Raw genomic sequence first — 22549 nt, 5'->3', positions numbered from 1 at the left:
TATAAGACTGGGTCGTACCTGGTATGAGTCATAAAGCACGTACTCGGACAGACACGTTGATGTTCAGGTTTCTTTTAGCTGTTCCGTATAATAAGCGAACCCAAGGAAACATTGTTGTCGGAGCAATAGGGATAACATTTACCGTGAAGGAGGTATGTAACTTTACCTTCTACTGTGGGTTCTTCGGTGAGGCAATCATAGTTCGCCCCTCCTTTAGAAATCAACAAGTCTGCTTTTTCAACAAGCGATTTTACCTGGGGCGAGACTTTTGCAAGCATGGTGCCGGCAAGTGGTTCCTGAGTGCCGTTTTCTATGACTTCTGCTATTTCTGCAAGTCCCACAGAGCGGGCGTCCTGTAATGTGGCATCGTTGAGGACAGGGAGTGTTCTTGTTACAATCACTATATCAATGTTATGCATTTGGCGAATGGCTTCAAGGAAAAGTTTGTCAAAGACGATTTCACCACAATTGTCGATGAAATATACAAGTTTTTTCGCTTTTTGCATACGCTTTCTGAAATTTAGAATATTCTCCTCGTTTATTGTGAATTTCTCCAGTTCCGGGATTAGCTGTTCTATGACCTCATGATGATCACCCACCAAATTGTCGAGCGCATTGCCTGCAATTGAGAACTTAAGGGCTGTGCTGAAGGGGTCGATACTGTTTGAGACAAGTTGTTTTGCGAAAGGATATATTTGCATTGCCTTTTTGTTTTGATCAGCCTTTGCTTCTTTCATGGGATCGGCCTCGGCTGTAATTTCCTCCAGTAAATACCAGATATCTCTTATTATCTCACCTGCGAATATATGCCAGTTCTCTCCACGTAAAGGCTTTAACTTCAAAACTTTATACATGAAATCTTTCATTAGATGTTCTTCTTTGATTGCAAGGCGGCTAATCTCCAGAGACATCTTCAAAATGCAGGGAATGCAATCAGACTGGATGAACATGATAGCTCCTTATTTAGTTAGTGTCTAAAGGATTTATTACGTGCAAGGTGATCATATTATATGATTTGTTTTTGTTTGAAGCAATATGTTTGAAAAACGTGAGATTTTCTATCGTTTCATTTTGGGTATAAGGAGATATGTGGCCAGGAATGAAAGGACTGCAAGGAAGGCGCACGGCACGGGTATTGATAAAAGCCCTGTTAATACCGAATAATGATCCCCGATGTATCCTATTGATATAGGTGCGGCAGATGCTGTTGCATAAGCGAATGTGGTGATGACCCCGAGAGCCAGACCCTTAAAGGATGGAAAAACAAGACCGGTAAATGTCCAGAGCGCACCCATAACAGCAGCGCCGGTAAAGCCCATCTGAAAGGTGAAGATACCCCTCAGGAGAGGGCTGCTTACCCAGAGTATAAGTATGAGAGATATTCCCATAAGAATTCCGCCGCTTATCCCAACCCGCCGGTAGCCAAGTTTATCGGATACCCATCCCAGAAATGGCCGGCCAATGAACTGTCCTATTCCATATAAACCGGCAATAAGACCGGCAACTGTTGCACTTGTCCCTATCTCTGTTTTAAGAAAGACAGGATACCACATGGTGAAACCAAACTCGGCAGAGATCTGGAACATTGCAGTCAGGCTCAGGAGAAAAAGCATAATCAGGTTGGCAGGTTTGAGGATACTTTTGTCGAAGAAAGCGCCAACCCGGGTCTTATTTCCCTCATGAGGCCAGACAAGGATCAATAGAACCGCAACAACGAGTCCCGCGGCCCCGGTTAATATAAACGGCGCCCGCCAGCTTCCGGTGAAATCCAGCAGCCAGCCTGCCAGTGCCGGGCCTACAAACCAGCCCAAAGAAGAGCCGGAGGATATGGCAGTCAAAAAGAACCCCGGCCGTTCGGGAAAGAGCTCGAGCGTAAAAGCAAGAAGTATAATAAAATAAAAAGGTTCAACCATGCCTGTAAAAAAACGGACAAGCAGCATATGACCCTGGCTGTTTACTAATCCGCATATTATTGTGAGGGTAGAGAAGCCGAAAATACCAAAAAGGATGGTATATTTTCTTCCAAAACGATCGGATATTAAACCGGCAATAATAGGGGTAAGCATATAGCCCCAGAGAGAAGCTGATCCTATAATGCCAAGACCGGTCCTGTCAGTGCGAAACTCTTCCATAAGGGAAGGGATAAGGGGACCGAATATCCAACGTTGAGCGAAGTAGAGGAGTCCTCCGATCCAGGCTACAAAAAAGAAAATCATCCTCTTTGACTGCATACACCCCCATCAATAAAAAGACAAACTATATTGAAGATATAATGTAATTACGAAAAAAATTGTCATAACCTCCGGCAGAACCGGAGGTTATGTTATTCGTATTCTTTAAACGGGATTTGCTTCATAACAAATCGTCCCCGTTGAGGGCGTATGTCGCTAATTTATGCAAAACTCTTTTTCAGTTGGGCCAATTGTTCTGTAAGTTCCTTGGGGAGCTTTTCGCCAAACTGTCCGTAGAATGTTTCTATGCCTTCAATCTCTTTCTTCCAGTCATCTTTATTTATTTCAAAAAGTTTCTCAAGAGTCTCCCTGGATATGTTAAGACCGGTGAGGTCTATGTCTTTTTTCTCCGGTATAAAACCGATAGGCGTTTCAGTTGCCTGAATTCTACCTTTGGCCCTGTCCAGCATCCATTTGATTATACGGAAATTATCTCCGAATCCCGGCCATATGAACTTGCCCTGATCATTTTTCTTGAACCAGTTGACAAAGAATATTTTCGGTGGATTAGTAAGTTTTGCGCCTATATTCATCCAATGCTGAAAATAGTCGGCCATATTATACCCGCAGAATGGGAGCATTGCCATGGGATCGCGTCTTACCACGCCTACCTGACCCGCTGCTGCTGTGGTGGTTTCTGAACCGAGTGAGGAAGCTTTAAAAACGCCGTGATTCCAGTTGAAACTTTCGCATACAAGAGGAACGGTATCCGAACGTCGTCCCCCGAAAAGGATGGCAGAGATGGGCACGCCTTTCGGGTTATCAAATTCAGGTGAAAGGGTAGGGCAGTTTTGCGCCGACACAGTGAAACGGGAATTGGGGTGGGCAACAACCTTTCCGGCAGTCTTATCCCAGGGATTGCCCTGCCAGTCCATAAGATTTGCCGGTGGTTCATCTGTGAGTCCTTCCCACCACGGTGAATTGGTATCAGTATCGATACCGGTGTTTGTAAAAAGGGTAGGATAAAACTTGCTTGCCCTCAAGGTATTCATCATCTGAGGATTTGTCTTATCAGAAGTGCCGGGGGCAACACCAAAAAAACCTGCTTCAGGATTGATTGCATAGAGCCTGCCGTCAGGCCCCACATTGATCCAGGCAATATCGTCGCCCAATGTAGTTACATTGTAGCCTTCCAGGGAGGGTTGGATCATGGCAAGGTTTGTTTTTCCACAGGCAGAAGGAAAGGAACCGAGAACATACATGGTTTCTCCGGTTTTTTTATCCTCTACGCCCATGACAATCATATGCTCGGCGAGCCAGCCTTCCTGATGGCCTTGATAAGAGGCTATTCTCAAGGAGAAGCATTTCTTGCCCAGAAGGGCGTTCCCTCCATAACCGGAACCGACGCTCATAACAAGGTCTTCCTGGGGAAAGTGCATTATATATCGTCTATCGGGGTTAAGGTCAGCTATTGAATGAAGGCCCTTTACAAACTTTCCTGAAGCGCCGATCCTGTCGATTGCTCTTTGTCCTACCCTTGTCATGATGCACATACTGACTACAACATATATTGAATCGGTTATTTGTATGCACGATTTTGCATAAGGAGAATCAGGGTGACCCATCGTATAAGGGATAACATAGAGCGTTCTGCCTTTCATACATCCGTCAAAGATTGCAGAAACGGTCTTCTTGGCTTCGGCAGGTTCCATCCAGTTGTTGTTCGGACCTGCTTCTTCTTTCGTTGGTGTACAAACAAAGGTTAGTTGTTCTGTCCTGGCTACATCATTAGGGTGACTCATATGATGATATGAGTTGGGAAAAACATTATGGTTAAGCTCCCGGAATGTATGATGAATATATGTTTTCTCTTTTTCTATGCCTGTTCTGACAAGGTCACTCAATTCCTGTTTATTGCCCTGGACCCAATAAACCTTATCAGGTTTGGTGAGAGCCGCCTGTTCTTCAACCCACTTTTTAACTAATTCACTCATCTTAATCCTCCTTATATTGTGTCAAGGTAAATAGGTATTTTGTACCTTGAATGTGTGTAGCTTAAATAATAAAAACTTTCTTGCTGCTATTGCCACATCGGGTCATACATGACAGGGGGACCAACGGGAAGGTTGTTTCACAGCGATTGCCATGCCCCCCTATACAGCCTTGCAGAATAATTGTGTTTGACGTGTTGCAAGACAATCGATATGAAGTGTGGCAGAAAAGTGGCTTACGGAAACCATTTCTTTATTTGTTAATAACCATTTAAAAATATATTTCATACGTATTAAGTGATTATTATTTCTTTTCTTCTATACTAAAGTCAATAAAAAAGTGTACAGACAGGTAAACAGTCGGTTTCTTGGGGGCTAAAAAGCCTGATGCAAGCGGTTGTACTCAATTACTGATTGTCTAAAAATCGGGACCGTTTTGTTATTGAAGGTACTCAACAGGAAACTGTTGTTGATTTAACGGCGTTTTTGATGTATACTACTACTTCATTTCAAACCCTATCGCCGCTGTATAATCAGCACATTTAGAGGGAGCATGGAACAGAGCAGGATAAGAAATATTGCGATTATTGCGCACGTTGACCACGGCAAGACCACGCTTGTCGACCAGTTGTTCAGACAGAGCGGACTTTTCCGCGACAACCAGGTAGTGGAAGAACGGCTTATGGACTCAATGGACCTTGAGCGAGAGAGGGGTATTACCATTGCTTCTAAAAATGGTTCTTTCCTCTATAAGGGGTACCTCATCAATATTATAGACACCCCGGGTCATGCCGATTTCGGAGGCCAGGTAGAACGTGTCCTGAAAATGGCAGACGGCGTTCTTCTGCTCGTAGATGCAGCCGAAGGACCTATGCCGCAGACCTACTTTGTACTGAAAAAGGCACTTGCTTTAGATTTGCCCGTGATTGTGGTGGTGAACAAAGTTGACAAACCGGCAGCACGTTGCGACTGGGTAGTGGACGAAGTTTTCGATTTGTTCGTAAAACTTGAAGCGCCGGACAATATCCTTGATTTCCCCGTCATCTTTACTTCAGCAAAGGATGGATATGCCACCCTTGATCACAATACAAAAAGTGTAACCATGATCCCGCTCTTTGACATGATCATTAATGCTATTCCGGCGCCTGTCGGCGATCCGGAAGGTCCACTCCAGATGCTTGTCAGCTCTCTGAGCTATTCCACATTTCTTGGCAGGCTTGCCATAGGAAAGATCACCTCAGGGGCGTTGCGGATCGATAAAGAGGTAGCAGTAGCATCACCGGGCACACTTCCCTGTCCTGCCAGAATAAGAAAGGTCTACTGTTTTAAAGGGACGCAGATGGTTGAGACAGAAGAAGCAGGCGTAGGTGAGATAGTGGCTGTAGCAGGCATGGAAACCATTGCCATTGGCGAAACCCTTACTGATCCGCTAAACCCTGTGCCCCTCGTTGGCATTGTGGTGGACCCGCCGACGGTATCCATGAGTTTTGTACCAAACGACTCACCATTCTATGGAAAAGAAGGCAGATTTGTTACCTCCAGGCATTTAAGGGACAGACTTTTCAGGGAAACCCTCTCCGATGTTGCCCTTGTTGTGGAGGAACTTGATGATATACAGGGCTATAAGGTTTCAGGCAGGGGAGAACTCCACCTCTCCATCCTCATTGAAAAAATGAGAAGGGAGGGATACGAATTTCAGGTCACGAGACCCCAGGTAATATTTAAAGAAGAGGGCGGGAAAGTATTCGAGCCTTATGAAGAACTGACAGTTGATGTAGATGAGAATTACATGGGGAAAGTCATCGAAAACCTTGGCGGCAGAAAGGGTACCATCCTTGAAATGCACCAGGACAATGGGATGGCAAGGCTTAAGTACAAGATACCCACCAGGGGACTCCTTGGGTTCCGCTCGGAATTCCTCACTGAAACGCGTGGTATGGGCGTGATGAATTATATCTTCCTCGGATTTGATGTGTATGCAGGAGAGATCAAAAACAGAACAAGAGGCGTACTGATTGCCATGGAACAATGCACAACTGTGGCATACGCCCTTTTTAACCTGCAGGAAAGAGGAAGGCTCTTCCTTGGTCCTGGAGAAAAGGTCTATGCAGGTCAGATTATAGGAGAACATTCCAGAGAGGCAGACATTATTGTCAACCCTGCTAAAGGCAAGAAACTAACTAATATGAGGGCTGCCGGCTCTGATGATGCTGTGATGCTGATCCCCCATACAAATATGAGCCTCGAGGAGTACATCTCTTATATCAATGATGACGAACTTGTCGAGATAACGCCTGAATCAATAAGGCTCCGCAAAATGATCCTTGACGGCCTTGAACGAAAAAGGGCCAGAACCGCCGCAGCCTGATAATTATCAAAAAACATTTTGACAAAAACAATCTCATATAGTATTTTAGCTATACCGTCCAGCCGGTATAGTTTAAAATACAAAAAGGGTGTGGGTTATGAGTCCACGACACAGTTCATACGATGCCATTGTTGACGCTGCCGAGACTGTAGTTATGGAGGCAGGCGCAGTGCACATGACGCTCGGCGCAGTAGCTGACAGGGCAGGTATAAGCAAAGGTGGACTTCTACATCACTTTCCGACAAAGGTAGCCCTCCTTGAGGCGATGATCAACCGATTGATTAAGTCCCGGGAGGTATCGCGAAAAAAAATATGGAGTGAGCTTCCCGACAGTCCGCCGCGGGAACTGAAGGCCTTCATGCTCTCGTCATTGCTTCGCGATAAAAAGTCCGACCGTGTGGGCGCTTCTCTTCTTGCGGCCCTTGCGCATGATCCCAAACTTGCCGAACCTGTGCGCAAAGCCATTATAAAAGTCTATACTGAAATTGTATCTCCGGGAGTCAGATTCGAAAGGGCCGCTGTACTCGCCCTCTCAGCAGACGGCCTCCTGTTGCAGGAAATCTTGTCCGTATCGCCTTTTACTGAAGAACAGCGCACCAAGATTGTAGAAGAATTGCTGAGGCTCACGGACGAAAAAATGGAATAAACCGTTTGAGGACAAAAACAGGGAGAAATATGGGTTATTAGTAAGCTGATAGACATACTTAAAACCTTATCCCCCTGATACTTTTGAGAGTGATTATTTAAATTCAATCAATAAAGAGGTGTTGTATGCAAGTAATTTGCAGAGCCAGACTCATCGCTACCATGGGAATTATCATCCTCTGCCTGATGCTGACCTGTTGTGGAAAACCGAAGGGATTGCCGCAGGGCGGCACCCCGGAAGTTGCTGTAGTGGTAATGAAAACAGAGCGTTTTCCGATCATAACGGAAAATCCTGGACGAACCTCTGCTTTTCTTGTTGCAGAAGTAAGGCCTCAGGTAAGCGGCATCATTCAGAAACGCCTGTTTACTGAAGGGAGCGACGTAAAAGCCGATGACATACTCTACCAGATCGACCCGGCTACCTATGAGGCAGCTTACGCCGGTGCCAAGGCAGCCCTTGCCAGGGTTGAAGCCAATGTCATATCCATCAGGAACAGGGCACAGCGTTATAATGAACTGGTTGCTATAAACGCAGTCAGCCAACAGGAATGCGACGATGCGGTTGCTGCCCTAAAACAAGCGGAGGCTGAGATTGAGGCAAACAAAGCAGCAGTGGAGACGGCACGCATCAATCTTGCTTACACTAACGTCAAAGCACCAATATCGGGTCGTATAGGTAAATCCAACGTGACTGTAGGCGCCCTTGTGACGGCAAACCAGCCTTCTGCTCTTGCTGTTATTCAACAGCTTGATCCGATCTATGTTGACGCGACAAAATCAAGCGTCAACCTGCTACAGCTCAAAGGTCACATAGCTGCGGGCACGATCAAAGGCATCGGTCCCGGACAAGCACCGGCGAAGTTGCTGCTTGAAGACGGCAAACCCTATCCGTTGGAAGGGACCCTGAAATTTTCCGATGTCACCGTTGACCCAAGCACCGGATCATATATCCTCCGGACGGTCTTTCCGAACCCGAATCATATCCTTCTTCCGGGAATGTATGTGCGCGCTCTCATCCAGGAAGGTGTCGTTGATCGTGCAATTCTTGTCCCGCAGCAAGGGGTATCCCGCGATCCAAAAGGAAATCCCGTCGTGTTGATTGTTGACGCTGAAGGCAAGGTTCAGCAGCGAATAATAACTGTTGCTCGTGCTATCGGCGACAGATGGAATGTACCCTCAGGCCTTGCGCCCGGCGATCGGGTTATCGTCGAGGGCATACAAAAAGTGCGCCCGGGAGTCTCTGTAAAGGTTGTTCCCTTTGATCCCGGCCCAAAGGATGGTGCTGAGGCCGGGAAGTCAAACCAAACGCCGGCAAAAGCGAATTAAAGGGAGGGCTTGATGCTATCGAAATTCTTTCTGGAGCGCCCGGTATTTGCCTGGGTTATTGCCATAATCATAATGCTTGTAGGTGCCCTCTCTATTTATAATCTGCCCATATCACAGTACCCTCCCATTGCACCCCCATCGATCTATATTCAGTCTTCTTATCCCGGGGCTTCCGCTGAGACCGTAGAAAACAGTGTGACTCAGATCATAGAGCAAAAAATGACCGGTCTTGACAAAATGATCTATCTATCCGCCACCAGCGATGCGGCTGGGGCCTCCCGTGTTGAATTGACATTTGCCCCCGGGACCGATCCGGACCTCGCCTGGGCCAAGGTGCAAAACAAACTCCAGCTTGCAATGGCAAGCCTGCCCGAGGTGGTCCAGCGCCAGGGTGTCACCGTCGGCAAAGCCACCAGGAACTACCTGATGATCGTGGGCCTGATCTCGGAAGACGGCAGTATGGACGGCAACGACTTGAGAGACTATGCACAATCCAACCTGGAAAAGGTTCTTGCACGGGTACCCGGTGTGGGTGAAGTGGAAAACTTCGGGTCCCAGTATGCCATGCGTGTCTGGTTGAACCCCGACAAACTTACCGATTACAGTTTGACAATCACGGATGTCATCACAGCGCTTCAGTCTTACAACGTAGAAATCTCTGCCGGTCAGTTTGGCGGGGCACCGGCAGTGGCAGGCCAGCGACTGAACGCTTCTATCATTGTCCAGAGCATGCTTAAGACCCCTGAAGAGTTTGCTGCCATTCCTGTCCGCATCAATCCTGATGGTTCAACAGTGCGGATCAAGGATATAGGACGAACGGAACTGGGAACCGACTACTATGATATTGAGGTCTTCATGGACGGTAAACCTTCCGCCGGCATGGCCATCCGGCAAGCCGCAGGCGCCAATGCTCTTGATACGGCCGACGCAGTGAAAGCGAAAATGAAAGAGATGAGCCGTTACTTCCCAACGGGGATGAAGGTTGTCTATCCCTATGATACCACCCCTTTTGTCAAGGTAGCAATCGACGAAGTAGTCAAAACCCTCTTTGAGGCGATCCTGCTGGTTTTCCTGATAATGTGGCTTTTCATGGGGAACATCCGGGCTACCCTGATCCCGACCATCGCGGTACCGGTAGTACTCCTGGGCACTTTCGCGGTTCTGGGGTTATTCGGATTCTCCATCAATATGTTGACCATGTTTGCCATGGTGTTGTCCATTGGTCTTCTTGTGGACGATGCCATTGTGGTGGTGGAAAATGTGGAACGAATTATGAGCGAGGAAGGCCTTTCGCCTAAGGAAGCAACACGAAAGTCCATGGAACAGATCACAAGCGCTTTGATCGGCATCGGTCTTGTCCTATCGGCTGTTTTTGGTCCTATGGCTTTCTTTGGCGGATCTACCGGGGTCATCTATCGTCAGTTTTCTATCACCATTATTGCTTCCATGCTTCTGTCAGTGGTTGTAGCCTTAATTCTTACGCCCGTTCTTTGCGCTTCCCTCCTGAAGCCGGTAAAGGCTGGGCACCAATCTGCGGAAAATGCTATCTCTTTCCTGCGCCCTTTCTTTAAGAGATTTGACAGCATCTTTTTCCTGATCAGAGGCCGGTATGTAAAAACAGTCGAACGTTCTTTCTCAAGAAAAATGCGCTATGCTGTAATTTATGTCGTGATTGTGGCGGCCGTAGGGATTCTTTTCCTTCGCACACCTACATCCTATGTTCCTGATGAGGACCAGGGGATATTGCTTGCCCAGATAATGCTGCCCACGGGTTCAACCTTGGAGCAAACCCAGAAAGTCGTGAACGCAGTACAGCGCTATTTCCAGGAGAACGAAAAAGAAGCGGTGGAATCCTGTATGACGGTTTCCGGCGCCGGGTTTTCTTTGAGGGCACAGACCAGTGGTATGGTATTTGTCAAGCTCAAGGATTGGAACCTTCGCAATCGCTCGGACTTAAGGGTAAAGGCCATTGCGGAACGTGCCATGAGGACCTTTTCTAAAATGCGCAGCAGCCTGGTGTTTGCTTTTCCGCCGCCTTCGGTGATCGAATTGGGTATGGCAACCGGATTTGACTTCCAGTTGCTGGACCGGGGCGGACTCGGTCACCATAAACTGATGGAGGCCCGGAACCAGCTCCTCGGTATGGCATTTCAAGACAAGCGTCTGACTAAAGTCCGACCCAACGGTATAGAAGACGTACCCCAATACTATATTGATGTGGACTGGGAAAAGGCAGGCGCCCTTGGGGTTCCCATTACCTCAATCCACAACACGATCTCAGCGGCCTTCGGAAGTTCCTATGTCAATAACTTCATTCAGGGCGGCAGGGTCAAGCGCGTTTTCCTTCAGGCGGACACTCCTTACCGGATGTTGCCCAAGGACATAGATAAGCTTTATGTACGTAATACCGCGGGCAAGATGGTTCCCTTTGCTTCCCTTGCCTCTGCCCACTGGACTTCAGGTTCTCCCAGGCTCGAGCGTTTCAACGGTTTTCCTTCTCTGAACATTCAAGGAGAACCTGCACCAGGGAGAAGTTCCGGTGAGGCAATGAAGGCCATGGAAGAGATGGCTGTGAAACTGCCCCAGGGAATCGGTTTTGAATGGACCGGGCTTTCGTACCAGGAAAAGATGTCAAGTACCCAGGCGCCGCTTCTGTATGCATTTTCAATTATCGTAATTTTCCTGTGTGTAGCAGCTCTGTATGAAAGCTGGCCGATCCCGCTCGCCAATTTGCTCATGCTGCCGCTGGGCGTATTCGGTGCAACTTTATTTACCTGGGCACGGGGATTCCACAATGATGTCTATTTCCAGATCGGATTTCTCACTACCCTTGGTCTTACAACAAAGAATGCGATCCTTATTATCCAGTTTGCAAAGGAGCGTATGGCACGGGGAGAAGGATTGGTCGAAGCAACCCTTGGGGCGGTGAGGGTGAGATTCCGGCCGGTCATTATGACCTCGCTTGCTTTTTTCTTCGGTGTACTGCCTCTTGCTATTGCAACAGGCGCAGGTGCAGGCGCCATGAAGGCCATCGGCACTGCCGTAACCGGAGGGATGCTCTCCGCCACTTTTATCGACCTCTTTTACATACCATTGCTCTTTGTCGTCGTATCTCGACTGTTCAAGAGTAAGCAACAGGACCCGATACCCGAACAACACGCAGCCCCCATTACTCCTTCGGAGGGACACTAATTATGAGACGAAATGTATTGTCAATCATTCTTATAATCATATGTCTGGCCGGGTGTTCAACTATGGCGCCGGATTATAAACGCCCTGCATCACCGGTTCCTGCCGAATGGCCGAAAGGGCCTGCCTACAAGGAGGCTATTGCTGCAAAAACCGGCCCGCTTGCTGTTGATGTAGGGTGGCGTGAATTCTACGTTGATGAAAAGTTACAGAACGTTATCGAGCTTGCGCTTAACAACAACCGTGATCTCAGGGTAGCAACATTAAATATTGAAAAGGCAAGGGCGCTTTACCGGATTCAACGCGCCGAATTGTATCCTGCAATAAATGCTTCAGGTGTTTGGACCGAACAGAGGGTGCCGGCTGACATCTCGACCGAGTCAGGTGAAGCCATGAGTTTCAAACAATACAGTGTCAACCTGGGGGTCAGCTCCTGGGAGCTGGACTTTTTCGGCCGCATCCGCAGCCTCAAAGATCGTGCTCTGGAACAATACCTTGCTACAGAGCAGGCTGGCCGTAGCGCGCAGATCTCGCTGGTGGCCGAGGTTGCAAACGTTTATCTGACCCTTGCAGCCGACCGTGAGAACCTGAAGTTTGCTCAATCAACCTTGGAAGCACAACAGGCTACTTACAAGCTATTACTGCGTCGCTATGAAGTCGGTACATCCTCTGAATTGGATCTGCGCCAGGCACAAACCCGTTTAGATGCGGCGCGCGTGGATATTGCCCGATACACCCGTCAGGTGGCTCTGGATGGAAATGCACTGGACCTTCTTGTCGGTTCACCTGTGCCTTCCGAACTATTATCCGGCGAGTTGGATGCAGTTAAACCGCCTAAAGATATTACACCGGGTTTGCCCTCCGAAGTGTTGTTGCGCCGACCCGATATTCTTCAGGCAGAACATGGTCTTAAGGCTGCCTATGCCAACATAGGAGCGGCTCGAGCAGCCCTCTTTCCCCGTATTGCCCTGACCACCAACATCGGAACGACAAGTAACGGTTTATCCGGACTGTTCAGGGCCGGTGCTGGTACTTGGACCTTCGTGCCGCAAATTACTATGCCGATATTTGATGCCCGTCTATGGTCGGCTTTAGATGCAATTAAAGTTGAAAGAGAGATTGTTCTGACTCAATATGAGAAGGTTATTCAGACGGCCTTCAGGGAAGTGGCCGATGCCCTTGCCCAGCGTGGAACCGTGGAGGATCAATTAACAGCGCAAGAATCCCTCTTTCGAGCTTCGTCAGACGCTTATCGCCTTTCCAATGCCCGTTATACAAAGGGAATTGACAGTTATCTGCCGGTTTTGGATGCGCAACGTTCGTTATACAGTGCGCAGCAGGGACTCATTGCCATCCGCCTATCGAGGCTCGCCAATCTGGTGACGCTCTACAAAGTGTTGGGCGGGGGTACAGGGGAAGCGCTCCCTGTTAAGCGTCAATAATATCTGTGTGTCAATGATGGGAACATCCTTCGTTTGTTCAGTATCTTTTGTGATGCTGGGGGAGGGGAGGATGAAGCTTTTTTTGGCTGAAACGCAGAAGGATGCTCCCATCATTGACATGTACCTGTATTTAAGTTGAGGATCTTCTTTTTTTTATCATTCCATCCAGGACATCTACGGCCCTTTGAGCGAAAGACAACTCATTTATGTGAACGTCCATCTCTTCGACCGGGATTTGCGGATTCAAAAGCTTTTTTAGCTTCTCTGTAAATATCCGGTCGGTTGCCAGGTCAAAAAGCGGCATACCTGCTCTGTCTCCTTCCGACCAGCCCTTTGTTGGTATAAGGACATAGGTTGATTCAGGCGCTTTATTAAGTTTTTCTGCAATGGTCGAGGCGAGCTTCTGCATCTCCGATGAATCCAGACGTACACATATCCTGTGATCATGGCCGTATATATTTCTCCCCGCAAGCTCTTCCGGCATTGGACAGGAGGGACCAAAGGCAACATTATCAAGGCCACCAGGGGCAAACACTACGGGGATTCCCATGATTCCAGCCGTTTCAAGGCGACTCGGGCCGATTCCCTTGCAGTAACCTGACATCATCTCATCGGCAATTTCGTGGGGGGTAATTTCCATGACCCCGGCTATGAGTCCCTCGGCGATCATCTCCTCCATTGCCATACCGCCGCAGCCGTTTGTGTGAAATCCCATCATTTGATACCCTTTTTCATACAGCAAACTCTCGGCCAAAACTGCACAATGAGAAGTAGGTCCATATGCTGTGACCCCTACAATCGGTTTCAGCCGTTCAATACTTCTTTCTACTTTCATCATACCGCAGACGGCATGGGATGCCTGATCAAGCACAAGACGTATGAACTCATTAAAACCGAGAAGATCTGCTACGGAATGAAACATAACAATGTCTTTGGTTCCCACATATTCTCTTACGTCCCTTGATGCCATAGTAGAGACAATAATCTTTGGAAGACCGAAGGGCAGGGATCGCATAATGAAGGATGTAACCGAGGTGCCTGTACCGCCTCCCAACCCGATGACACCGTCCAACTTTCCTTCCTGCAGCAGCCGGTTTGCGAGTATGCGGCCACCCTCTTGTATTGCCATTATGCCCCTGGGTCGGTCATGCAACTTTATCAGTTCTTTAAGATCATATCCTGCTGCTTCAGTGACTTCTGCATTTGTTATGTCAGGTTGGATTTGCGGTTCACCGACCACCCCGATATCCATAATAACAGGGTTTACTCCAAGCTTCAGAACACAGTCCTTTACATAACCGGCTTCCCTGCCTTTTGTATCAAGCGTGGCGATGATGAGAAGTTGTTTTTTCATCTTTACTCTCCTCTTTTTGAGGTAATCAAAAGACTGCTTAAGAGCCCTCTTCCCTCATTAAAACTTATAGTCTTTAGGTATTGACAATTCAAGCAAAAAAGATTTAATAACAATTAAGGATAACTGAATAGGAATATGAGGGGCTATCATGATTCTCAATATGAACCAGTTGAGGGCGTTTTATACTGCTGCAAAATTGAAAAGTATTACAAAGGCCGCCCATGAGTTGATGGTTACACCACCTGCTATTACCATGCAGGTAAAACAACTTGAGGAAGCAATAGGCATAAGGCTTCTTGTCCGGGACGGAAACTCTATTCAATTGACACATGCCGGAGAGATTGTATTCAAAAGGGCAGGCAGGATTTTTCAAGAGATTCGCGAATTGGAAGGTTTTCTCGAGGATTTGTCCACCGGCAAGTCGGGAGAATTACGTATAGGGTGCCCCGAAACACCGTTGAAACGACTAATGCCCTTGATTGCAGCTTTTAAGAAAACCTATCCGGGTATCAGGATCATCATTGACCAGGCATCCAACGCAGAAATGGTTAAAAGCATAGAGGATCATCGAAACGAACTGGCAGTTATCCGATATAAACCGAATAATAGCAGGCTGAAAGTTAAAATCATATGGAAATATGAGGTAATTCTCGTTGCCTCGCCGAATAGTGTCCACCTGCCAGGCTCGGAAATTTCAGTGATGCAACTATCGGAAATCCCTTTAATTCTGAGACGAGAAGGTTCTGCTGTGAGAGAAGTCGTGCTTGAATATCTGCGAAAATTTAAGGTGATCCCCTTGGTTGCAATGGAATCATCAAGCCTTGTCCTTCTCAAGGAGTTTGTACAACAGGATAACGGGGTAAGCTTCTTTGAAAGAGATGCAGTAGAGGAGGAGCTTAAGCAAGGCACATTGAAACCGGTCCGTATCCTTGAAGGATCTCCAACATTGGGATTCGGGATCGGATACAGGAATCGCAAGGACCTTTCTCCTCCGGCCTGGGCATTTCTCAGACTTTTTGATAAGCCCGAAGTGCTGTCGTTGTTCCTGAAATAATTCCAATCCCAAATCAAAGCGCTATCATCGTTGGCTTCGTCATCCTAAAAAAATTATCGCTGCTCCTATGGTAAATAAACGCATCTTCCTATTTCTGGAAATCATGCCTATAATATAAAAAACTTAAAGGAGGTTATTATGTCGAAAACAATCCAATGGGAAACCGATTTTTCAATGGCATTGACAAGCGCAAAAGCCGAAAAAAAGCCTGTCCTGATCGACTTTTTTAATCCCGGCTGAATCGGCTGTCAACAAATGGATGCAGTTACGTATCCTGACGCCAATGTTGTAGAATGTATTACAAAGAATGTTATTCCGCTTAGAATACCCTTCGATTCAGAACCTTATGCGACCGATTTCAACATAAAGTGGACGCCCACGCTTGTCTTTATCGATGAAAATGGAAAAGAACATCACAGAAATGTCGGTTTTTTGCCTTCCGACGAATTGATTCCATCAGTATTGCTTGGTGTTGCAAAGACCTGCTACGAGCTTGACCGTTTTCCTGAAGCGCTCGACAATCTTGAAAAAATTATTTCCGGATTTGCAAAAAGCGGGTCTGCCCCGGAAGCAGTCTTTCTGCGAGGCGTCTGCGGCTATAAACATACTCGTGATCCAAAACCGCTGAAGCAGGCTTATGAAAAACTGAACACAGATTACAAAGAGAGCGAATGGGCAAAGCGTGCGCTGCCTTACCGGCTGCTGCCGTAAAATCCTGTTACAGGCCGGCAGAAAACGATAACGGCAATAAAATAGTAATAGCAGCCAGCCCCTTTTGTTTTTTTCAGTAACAAATTCGATTGGCTGAAAAGAAGCTATGGGTGCGACCTGCAAGCGGGTACAAGGTTTACGAAAAACGCCGGAATGCGTCGCTCTGTGAGCGGGAATGAATGGTGGATATGTTCGCAGACTCCCGGTTATCGGACTATGAGAAGGGCGGGAAAGCTTGCGACTGCCCTTTCAGAGGCCCCGCCGGGTATCCGCTTGCAGATGCTTAGTTTTAAATCCCTACTGAGGAGATAGTGATATGAAAAAAATGTCAGTTTTTATTGTGGTATTAGTTTTTTTTGCCTCAGGTGCTTTTTCGGCTGACAAGGTAAGTTTTCCAGGACCCGAATATTCAACAGACCCTACCGGACGTTATTCAATTGAGTTGCAAAAACCATTTTCAGGAGACACGTTACATCGGCTATTTTTGAAAAATCTTCGCACTGCGGAGAAGAGAGAATTACAGGCTTTAGACCAAAAGGCTGATGTTTTCTGGGCTCCCGACGGTAATGCAGTGGCTATTACCGATTGGAATGGCATTAATACCACGGATATTGCAATCTACTTCCCTGATCGACCGAATGGAACCATACACATACAGGAAGTATTTGCCCGTTCCTCAAATAAATTCAAATTCATTAGACAAAATCAGATTTATTTTGAAATTCTTGAATGGCGCAATCAGAATAATTTGTATTTTAAAGCTTGGGGACAAAGAGACAATAATCCTGAAGCATTTGAAAAGTACTATGAATGCACCATGAATGGTAAGATAAAAGAAATCAAAAGTCCTACTTCGAAATAAAACGAAAACTCAGGATGAATATTTATTATAAGTGATATACGGGCTCAAGTCTTTATCCTCGACTGTACCGGTTCACTTCTAACGAAGTTGTAAAGCATATGATTGTTTCCTTAATCCGGGGTGGCATAACAGAAACCCTGTTTTTTACAGATAAAACAGGTAAAGGCTATCTGTTTAACCCCCGTGATCCGCAAGGGACAAGAGTGAACATTGAAGGCGGCATCAAATCTTTTATCATATCCCCTACCGGTTCTTTTACCCCTCTACTACCACCTGTGCTGCAACCTAAGGAAGAAAAGCAACCCCTTATACGCTGAAATACCCGTACATCTCACTGCTGAAGAAAAAATTATCGCTTTTACTGAGTGCGAGGAGGACGCCAGCAAGGGACGCAGTCCCCTGTCAAGCGAGGGCAGGTACAACAAAGATGTGCGCGAAGGTTTAATCGCGAGGGTAGCGTTGATCAACATGAGGGCGACCTGATATAAAATAAACTTGACAGATTTATAGTATTGGTTACAATAAAGAACAACATCAAGGGGCATTCAAAAGACAATGTTACGGGTTATAGGTTATGGGTTTATGCTTCACTAATTCAAATATAGGGGGATACGATGGCAACAAAGAAAACAATGGAAAGTCCGGAATTCATGTACCTGTCTTTAGAAAGCATTACAGTGGAAGAACAGATTCGGTCAGGCATTGATATGGAAAGTGATTCTTTCAAAGCGCTTATGGAATCTATTAAAGACCGTGGTGTCTTGGAGCCTGTCCTTGTAACACCGAAAGACGGTAAATATCTCCTCCTCTGCGGGGAACGCCGCTATCTGGCAACACAAAAGCTGGGCTCAGAATCCATTCCGGCACGTATCATCAATACAGTCACCCAAAAAGATGAAATCCTGGCGTACCAGTTAGTGGAAAACTTGCAGCGTGAAGACTTAAATCCCATAGATCAGGCGAAAGGAATTCTTGCCTATATTCAGGCGAAAAATCCGGACCCCCGACAAGATCACTCGAGGGCAGGCAATGGGTATGATTTGGACGGAGTTATGAACGAGCTTTTGAATATCATGAGGAGACCTGACTCGGTATCAGAGGAAATTGCAGCAACATTTGCTGCAATTCTTGAAATCTCCGGAAAGTCAATACGGACGCTGTTTAACGGGCTATCACTTTTAAAACTCCCTCCTGAGATTCAGGCCGAAATCAGGTCAGGAAATCTCCCTCTTTCCCAGGGATATCTTTTTGCGGCTAACATGGAATGTCCTGATCGTATGAAAATATTTACCGACATTTTGAAAACGCCGGTTACTTATATCGCTCTGGAAAGAATGCTCACCGCATATAAAAAAGTGAAGCCTGACCCTGTCAACACAAAGCCCATACCCGTGAAGAAACAGGTTAAAGAAATTTTATCCATAAAAACAATCTTTGAGAAGGGTCTTGGAACTTATGTACGGGAAGACGTTGAAAAACTCCTCTATGAGTTACAGGTTTTCTGTGATTATGTTCAACAGCAAGCGCCTATGATCCCATACGGCAAGAAAAGGCTGCCACAAGTATAAAAACCCGTGAAGCGTGAAGCCCCCGCAAGCGAGGACAGGCGCAAAGGAAACTGACGTGAAGCGTCGTTCGTGAAGCGTTAAAAGATAAAAACCATAAAATGGGAAAAACGAGATACGGGTTTTACGAGATACGAGATACGAGGTACGGGTTTTAAAAGATGCGGGTTTTTGTGAATGATATCATAAATCCGATATCCGAAATAGGCAATCCATGGCCACGCCCTTAGGGGTAGCAGGGAAGGCTGTACCCGAAACGGAATGGGGGAAGATGACATCCATAACCGCTCGATAACTTCCGGAAATGCGCGCTGCGCGGTTTTTGCCTAATACACTGACAACTCCCTCCTACCATTAATTATTGTATAAGTATCTTGTAAACAGGTAAGATTTGCCCCAAGAGAAGCAGGGGGACTTACAACTTCCTGGGTCGCCGAACCCTTATTTTCAGTCTGTTCCCTGCCTCTTGGAGCCATGATAAGTTGATTGGGCCTTTAAGAGCCCTTGTCATTACAGGAGGATTGGCCGGAGGCAACCCTGTTTTTCATATATTACCACAGGAGGTACGTGATATGAATTGCTTTGTTGGAATCGATGTATCGAAAGAAAAGTTTGATGCCTGCGGCGTAGGAGAGCAAGGAGAAAAAGTATTCTCTCTGGCCTGTATAATGGACCGTGAGGGATTTGAGAAACTTACCCTTTGTTTGCCAACAGATAAGGAATCACTTCTTCTGGGCATGGAATCCACCGCTTCTTACCACATTGCTCTTTTTTCTTATCTTACCGCAAACGGCTACAGGGTTGTTGTTATCAATCCTCTTCTTATCAATGGGTTCTCAAAACGGTTTCTGAGGAAAACAAAGACAGACAAGAAGGATGCCCTTACTATTGCCCAGTTTCTCATGCGAGAACAAGAGACCTTATCTGCACAGACACCCGATTATCTGGCAACAGAACTTAAGGACCTTGCCAGGAGGAGAGAAAAACTTGCCGATCATGTAACCTCTCTGAAGGCAGATATGAAGAGACTTCTCTCTGTCATATTCCCCGAGCTTGAACAAATCATCGGAGTCTTTACAAAATCGGCCCTCCGTTTGTTGGCCGAGTATCCTTCCGCCCATGCCTTAAGAAAGGCAGGCTATACGGATGTTGCCGACATATTGATAACCAGGTCGCGTGGTCAGAAATCCCATGCTTCCATAAAAACAATTATGGAAGCAGCCGCAGCATCTGTTGGCGTAGAAAGTCCCGCAAAAGAACTTGCCTTGAGACAGGAAACCTCGCTCCTTATTCATGTGCAGGAACAGACGAAAGAAGTAACAAAACTGCTCATGAGCCTCTTAAACGAAAGGATGAAGCAGGATATGGAGATCCTATGCTCTATGAAGGGGATAGGAGAGAATACCGCCGTAAACTTCCTCATTGAGATGGGAGGAAGAGTAGAGATATTCGAGAATGACAAGAAGCTGATCGCTGCCTCAGGCCTTGATCCTTCAACCTATCAATCAGGCAAGTATGAAGGGAAAAGCAGGATCAGTAAAAGAGGAAACCGGCACTTAAGAAGAGTTATCTGGCTCATGGCAACAAAAGTTATTATCAATAATGAACTCTTCAGGACCTACTTCTATAAAAGGAGAAAGGAAGGTCTACCTTATAAAAAAGCGGTCCTTGCAACAGCGCATAAACTTATACGCATCATGTTTGTCATGCTTAGCAGAAAAACATATTTTGTTGAAGGAGGAATTAAATATAGTTGACTGGAATGTTGTTTTTGTTATTCTTTTTTAGTGTGCAACATTTCGATTGGTATTAGGTAATTTAGTAAGTATATTTTTTTCCTTGTAAAATAATCAGTGTTGCAGGAAAATGGATAAATCACAGGAGTAATAAACTATGGATATCTTCAGAACATATAATGATATAAACCTTAATACAATAGAAAATTACATACGAGAAGGACAAGAAGAGAATTTGTTTCTTGATTTTAAGTTGCTCACAAATGAAGAGTTTGCTCAAAAAGATGACCGAAAAAATCTTGCTATTGCACTTTCTGGTTTTGCCAATTCTGAAGGGGGTATTATAGTTTGGGGTGTTGATGCAAGGAAAAAAGGTGCTGTAGACGTTGCGTGCGGCAAGATTGAAATTGAAAACCTATCTCTCCTTTTGTCAAAGCTCAACACATATACGGGTGACGCTGCTGATCCTTTAGTTGAGGGTGTGCTTCATAAAAAAATTCCTTCTTCAGGAGATAAGGGATTTGGAGTTACCTTGATTCCATGGAGTGACTCTGGCCCTCATATGGCCAAACTTGGAGAGAACAGATATTTCAAGAGGAGTGGTGACAGCTTCTATGTTATGGAGCACTTTGATATCGAAGACATGTTTGGAAGAAGGAAAAAACCTAAATTGGTGTTTAAGACAAAGATTCTGGCACGTGTAGGGGATGATCTTAATTTTAGGGTTATAGTAGCGTTAGAAAATATGGGACGAGGAGTAGCAAAATCACCGTTTCTCGAAATTAATCTTAACTTCCCTTACAACATTGCTGATTATGGTCTTGATGGAAATGGATCGTTTGGTCTTGCTGTTTTGCCTTCATCGTTAGGTTCAACTTCTCATAAATACGGTGCATCAGGTAGGGTGATTCATCCTGGTGTAGTGCATGATGTAACAGCAGTACAGTTAATCCGTGGAAGTGTGCAAGAACCTACTAAAATCCCTGATTTGGTGATTAATTACAAAATTGCAGCAGAAGACATGAGAATGGTCGAGGATGTGGAGACAATACCAGCACAAGATTTACTCACAGTGCGTTGATGCAGGATCTGGCAAACAATGGCCGGATATGATGGGACATCCCTCACTATAGCCTGGGTGTAAAAAATGCAGAAATATAGAATCGTAGAATTGAGAAATTATGATGTTCTTGTTCCATTCGTATGCCAGAAGTGTGGTTCTTGTTGCCGTGGCTTTGCACCGCAAATATACGTAAATGATTTACCGGCCATCGCTATGCATCTTGGCAAAAGTGTGAAAGAGATTAAAAGACTGCACGAGGAAGCTTACAACGGGAAGTATACGGATTCGTCAATTGATTGTAGCTTCTTGGATGATAGAACAAAATGCTCAATTTACCCAATGCGCCCTGAGCCTTGTAGACTTTACCCATTAGAAACTGATTTTGGAGCAGCAGGTATGAATTGTGGTGGACACAGGGAATTTCATAGAATAGTCAATGCTTTTTTTAAACGACGAAAATATGCGGCACTTTGGGAACCAAGTACATACAAGAATATTATCAGAAGTATCCCTGAGTGCCAACGGCCTGTCGTATGGAGAACGTTCACTAACGCCAAACCTTCGAAAACTATGATTCGGCAATTTGTTAAGTTGAATAATATGCCCGGTCATTTCTGGATAAAAACCGATTAGAAATACACAAGCTCTGGGTATTTGACAGATAAAGATTGGATATTATCGCTTTTAGGGGTTGCGGGGGGTTGTTGTTTTCGTTGCGCTGTGGCCCACATAGCGTACATTTCTTTCCGTAATTCACGATCATAGTCAAAAGACCATATGCTCGATAAGTAGGTGGCTCCAATAACCTGCAAATTTAGCTTTCACACTGGTCATTTCTGCGCATTACCAAGTAAAAGCTGCTACAAAAACACACCAATAGCAAATCTCGACTTCAATAAATATAGCCCCCACGTTTAATGGAAAGGCCTAATGTAACAGAGGGTTACCGCAGAATTCTGATTATAAAACACATTAGACAAAATATATACTTTTGTATAATTTTAATGAGAGTACCGAATCACAGCGATAGCACTTGGCGCAGACCCTCTTCTATTTTTTCGAGATCGCCCGG

16 protein-coding genes are annotated in these 22549 nt (G+C 45.9%); 12 read left to right on the top strand and 4 right to left on the bottom strand.

Annotated elements, in window-relative coordinates; genetic code table 11:
* Positions 1-74: 74 nt before the first annotated feature.
* The 3 genes from NT178_15475 to NT178_15465 form a co-directional block, all read right to left on the bottom strand.
* Positions 75-950 carry an ARMT1-like domain-containing protein gene (locus NT178_15475; GenBank protein MCX5813928.1) on the bottom strand — a complete coding sequence of 292 codons (876 nt, stop codon included), beginning with the start codon at positions 948-950 and terminating at the stop codon, positions 75-77.
* 108 nt (positions 951-1058) lie between these two features.
* Entirely contained in the window at positions 1059-2231 is a 1173-nt protein-coding gene (locus NT178_15470) for an MFS transporter (GenBank protein MCX5813927.1), read from the bottom strand.
* Positions 2232-2392: 161 nt separating this feature from the next.
* Positions 2393-4165: a phosphoenolpyruvate carboxykinase (GTP) gene (locus NT178_15465; GenBank protein MCX5813926.1), complete on the bottom strand. Its 1773-nt coding sequence runs from the start codon at positions 4163-4165 to the stop codon at positions 2393-2395.
* A gap of 550 nt (positions 4166-4715) precedes the next feature.
* On the opposite strand from NT178_15465, the gene typA reads away from it, so the two are divergent.
* From typA to NT178_15440, 5 genes are all read left to right on the top strand, one after another.
* Complete coding sequence (gene typA / locus NT178_15460; protein ID MCX5813925.1) at positions 4716-6530, top strand: translational GTPase TypA; 1815 nt, start codon at positions 4716-4718, stop codon at positions 6528-6530.
* Positions 6531-6627: 97 nt separating this feature from the next.
* Positions 6628-7176: a TetR/AcrR family transcriptional regulator gene (locus NT178_15455; protein ID MCX5813924.1), complete on the top strand. Its 549-nt coding sequence runs from the start codon at positions 6628-6630 to the stop codon at positions 7174-7176.
* Between the two features lie 125 nt (positions 7177-7301).
* Positions 7302-8501, top strand: a complete 1200-nt coding sequence (locus NT178_15450; GenBank protein MCX5813923.1) for an efflux RND transporter periplasmic adaptor subunit — start codon at positions 7302-7304, stop codon at positions 8499-8501.
* Positions 8502-8513: 12 nt separating this feature from the next.
* Positions 8514-11693: an efflux RND transporter permease subunit gene (locus NT178_15445; protein ID MCX5813922.1), complete on the top strand. Its 3180-nt coding sequence runs from the start codon at positions 8514-8516 to the stop codon at positions 11691-11693.
* 2 nt (positions 11694-11695) lie between these two features.
* Complete coding sequence (locus tag NT178_15440) at positions 11696-13132, top strand: efflux transporter outer membrane subunit (GenBank protein ID MCX5813921.1); 1437 nt, start codon at positions 11696-11698, stop codon at positions 13130-13132.
* Positions 13133-13262: 130 nt separating this feature from the next.
* Here NT178_15440 and NT178_15435 read toward each other — a convergent pair whose 3' ends face one another.
* A complete protein-coding gene (locus NT178_15435; protein ID MCX5813920.1) occupies positions 13263-14486 on the bottom strand; it encodes a Tm-1-like ATP-binding domain-containing protein in 1224 nt (407 codons plus the stop codon).
* Between the two features lie 148 nt (positions 14487-14634).
* Between NT178_15435 and NT178_15430 the strand changes: the two genes are divergently transcribed.
* From NT178_15430 to NT178_15400, 7 genes are all read left to right on the top strand, one after another.
* Positions 14635-15540 (top strand): LysR family transcriptional regulator, encoded by a 906-nt coding sequence (locus tag NT178_15430; protein MCX5813919.1) that lies wholly within the window; start codon positions 14635-14637, stop codon positions 15538-15540.
* Positions 15541-15795: 255 nt separating this feature from the next.
* Positions 15796-16251 (top strand): hypothetical protein, encoded by a 456-nt coding sequence (locus NT178_15425; GenBank protein MCX5813918.1) that lies wholly within the window; start codon positions 15796-15798, stop codon positions 16249-16251.
* A gap of 316 nt (positions 16252-16567) precedes the next feature.
* Entirely contained in the window at positions 16568-17113 is a 546-nt protein-coding gene (locus NT178_15420; protein MCX5813917.1) for a hypothetical protein, read from the top strand.
* 98 nt (positions 17114-17211) lie between these two features.
* Entirely contained in the window at positions 17212-17430 is a 219-nt protein-coding gene (locus NT178_15415) for a hypothetical protein (protein ID MCX5813916.1), read from the top strand.
* Positions 17431-17727: 297 nt separating this feature from the next.
* The gene (locus tag NT178_15410) at positions 17728-18681 is read left to right on the top strand and encodes a ParB/RepB/Spo0J family partition protein (GenBank protein MCX5813915.1); all 954 of its coding nucleotides are present in this window, start codon (positions 17728-17730) and stop codon (positions 18679-18681) included.
* Positions 18682-19250: 569 nt separating this feature from the next.
* Positions 19251-20435 (top strand): IS110 family transposase, encoded by a 1185-nt coding sequence (locus NT178_15405; protein MCX5813914.1) that lies wholly within the window; start codon positions 19251-19253, stop codon positions 20433-20435.
* A gap of 136 nt (positions 20436-20571) precedes the next feature.
* A complete protein-coding gene (locus NT178_15400; protein MCX5813913.1) occupies positions 20572-21495 on the top strand; it encodes an ATP-binding protein in 924 nt (307 codons plus the stop codon).
* Positions 21496-22549 lie beyond the last annotated feature (1054 nt).

It is taken from the genome of Pseudomonadota bacterium (genome assembly GCA_026388255.1).
Taxonomy (GTDB): domain Bacteria; phylum Desulfobacterota; class Syntrophorhabdia; order Syntrophorhabdales; family Syntrophorhabdaceae; genus JAPLKB01.
Note: the sequence above shows the minus strand (reverse complement) of the source record. Positions and strands in the feature narration are given on the sequence as shown.

What these genes read in the sequence shown, in the direction of transcription:
- NT178_15475 (MCX5813928.1), bottom strand. Translation starts at nt 950, where the DNA reads ATGTTCATCCAGTCTGATTGCATTCCCTGCATTTTGAAGATGTCTCTG.
- NT178_15470 (MCX5813927.1), bottom strand. Translation starts at nt 2,231, where the DNA reads ATGCAGTCAAAGAGGATGATTTTCTTTTTTGTAGCCTGGATCGGAGGA.
- NT178_15465 (MCX5813926.1), bottom strand. Translation starts at nt 4,165, where the DNA reads ATGAGTGAATTAGTTAAAAAGTGGGTTGAAGAACAGGCGGCTCTCACC.
- typA (MCX5813925.1), top strand. Translation starts at nt 4,716, where the DNA reads ATGGAACAGAGCAGGATAAGAAATATTGCGATTATTGCGCACGTTGAC.
- NT178_15455 (MCX5813924.1), top strand. Translation starts at nt 6,628, where the DNA reads ATGAGTCCACGACACAGTTCATACGATGCCATTGTTGACGCTGCCGAG.
- NT178_15450 (MCX5813923.1), top strand. Translation starts at nt 7,302, where the DNA reads ATGCAAGTAATTTGCAGAGCCAGACTCATCGCTACCATGGGAATTATC.
- NT178_15445 (MCX5813922.1), top strand. Translation starts at nt 8,514, where the DNA reads ATGCTATCGAAATTCTTTCTGGAGCGCCCGGTATTTGCCTGGGTTATT.
- NT178_15440 (MCX5813921.1), top strand. Translation starts at nt 11,696, where the DNA reads ATGAGACGAAATGTATTGTCAATCATTCTTATAATCATATGTCTGGCC.
- NT178_15435 (MCX5813920.1), bottom strand. Translation starts at nt 14,486, where the DNA reads ATGAAAAAACAACTTCTCATCATCGCCACGCTTGATACAAAAGGCAGG.
- NT178_15430 (MCX5813919.1), top strand. Translation starts at nt 14,635, where the DNA reads ATGATTCTCAATATGAACCAGTTGAGGGCGTTTTATACTGCTGCAAAA.
- NT178_15425 (MCX5813918.1), top strand. Translation starts at nt 15,796, where the DNA reads ATGGATGCAGTTACGTATCCTGACGCCAATGTTGTAGAATGTATTACA.
- NT178_15420 (MCX5813917.1), top strand. Translation starts at nt 16,568, where the DNA reads ATGAAAAAAATGTCAGTTTTTATTGTGGTATTAGTTTTTTTTGCCTCA.
- NT178_15415 (MCX5813916.1), top strand. Translation starts at nt 17,212, where the DNA reads ATGATTGTTTCCTTAATCCGGGGTGGCATAACAGAAACCCTGTTTTTT.
- NT178_15410 (MCX5813915.1), top strand. Translation starts at nt 17,728, where the DNA reads ATGGCAACAAAGAAAACAATGGAAAGTCCGGAATTCATGTACCTGTCT.
- NT178_15405 (MCX5813914.1), top strand. Translation starts at nt 19,251, where the DNA reads ATGAATTGCTTTGTTGGAATCGATGTATCGAAAGAAAAGTTTGATGCC.
- NT178_15400 (MCX5813913.1), top strand. Translation starts at nt 20,572, where the DNA reads ATGGATATCTTCAGAACATATAATGATATAAACCTTAATACAATAGAA.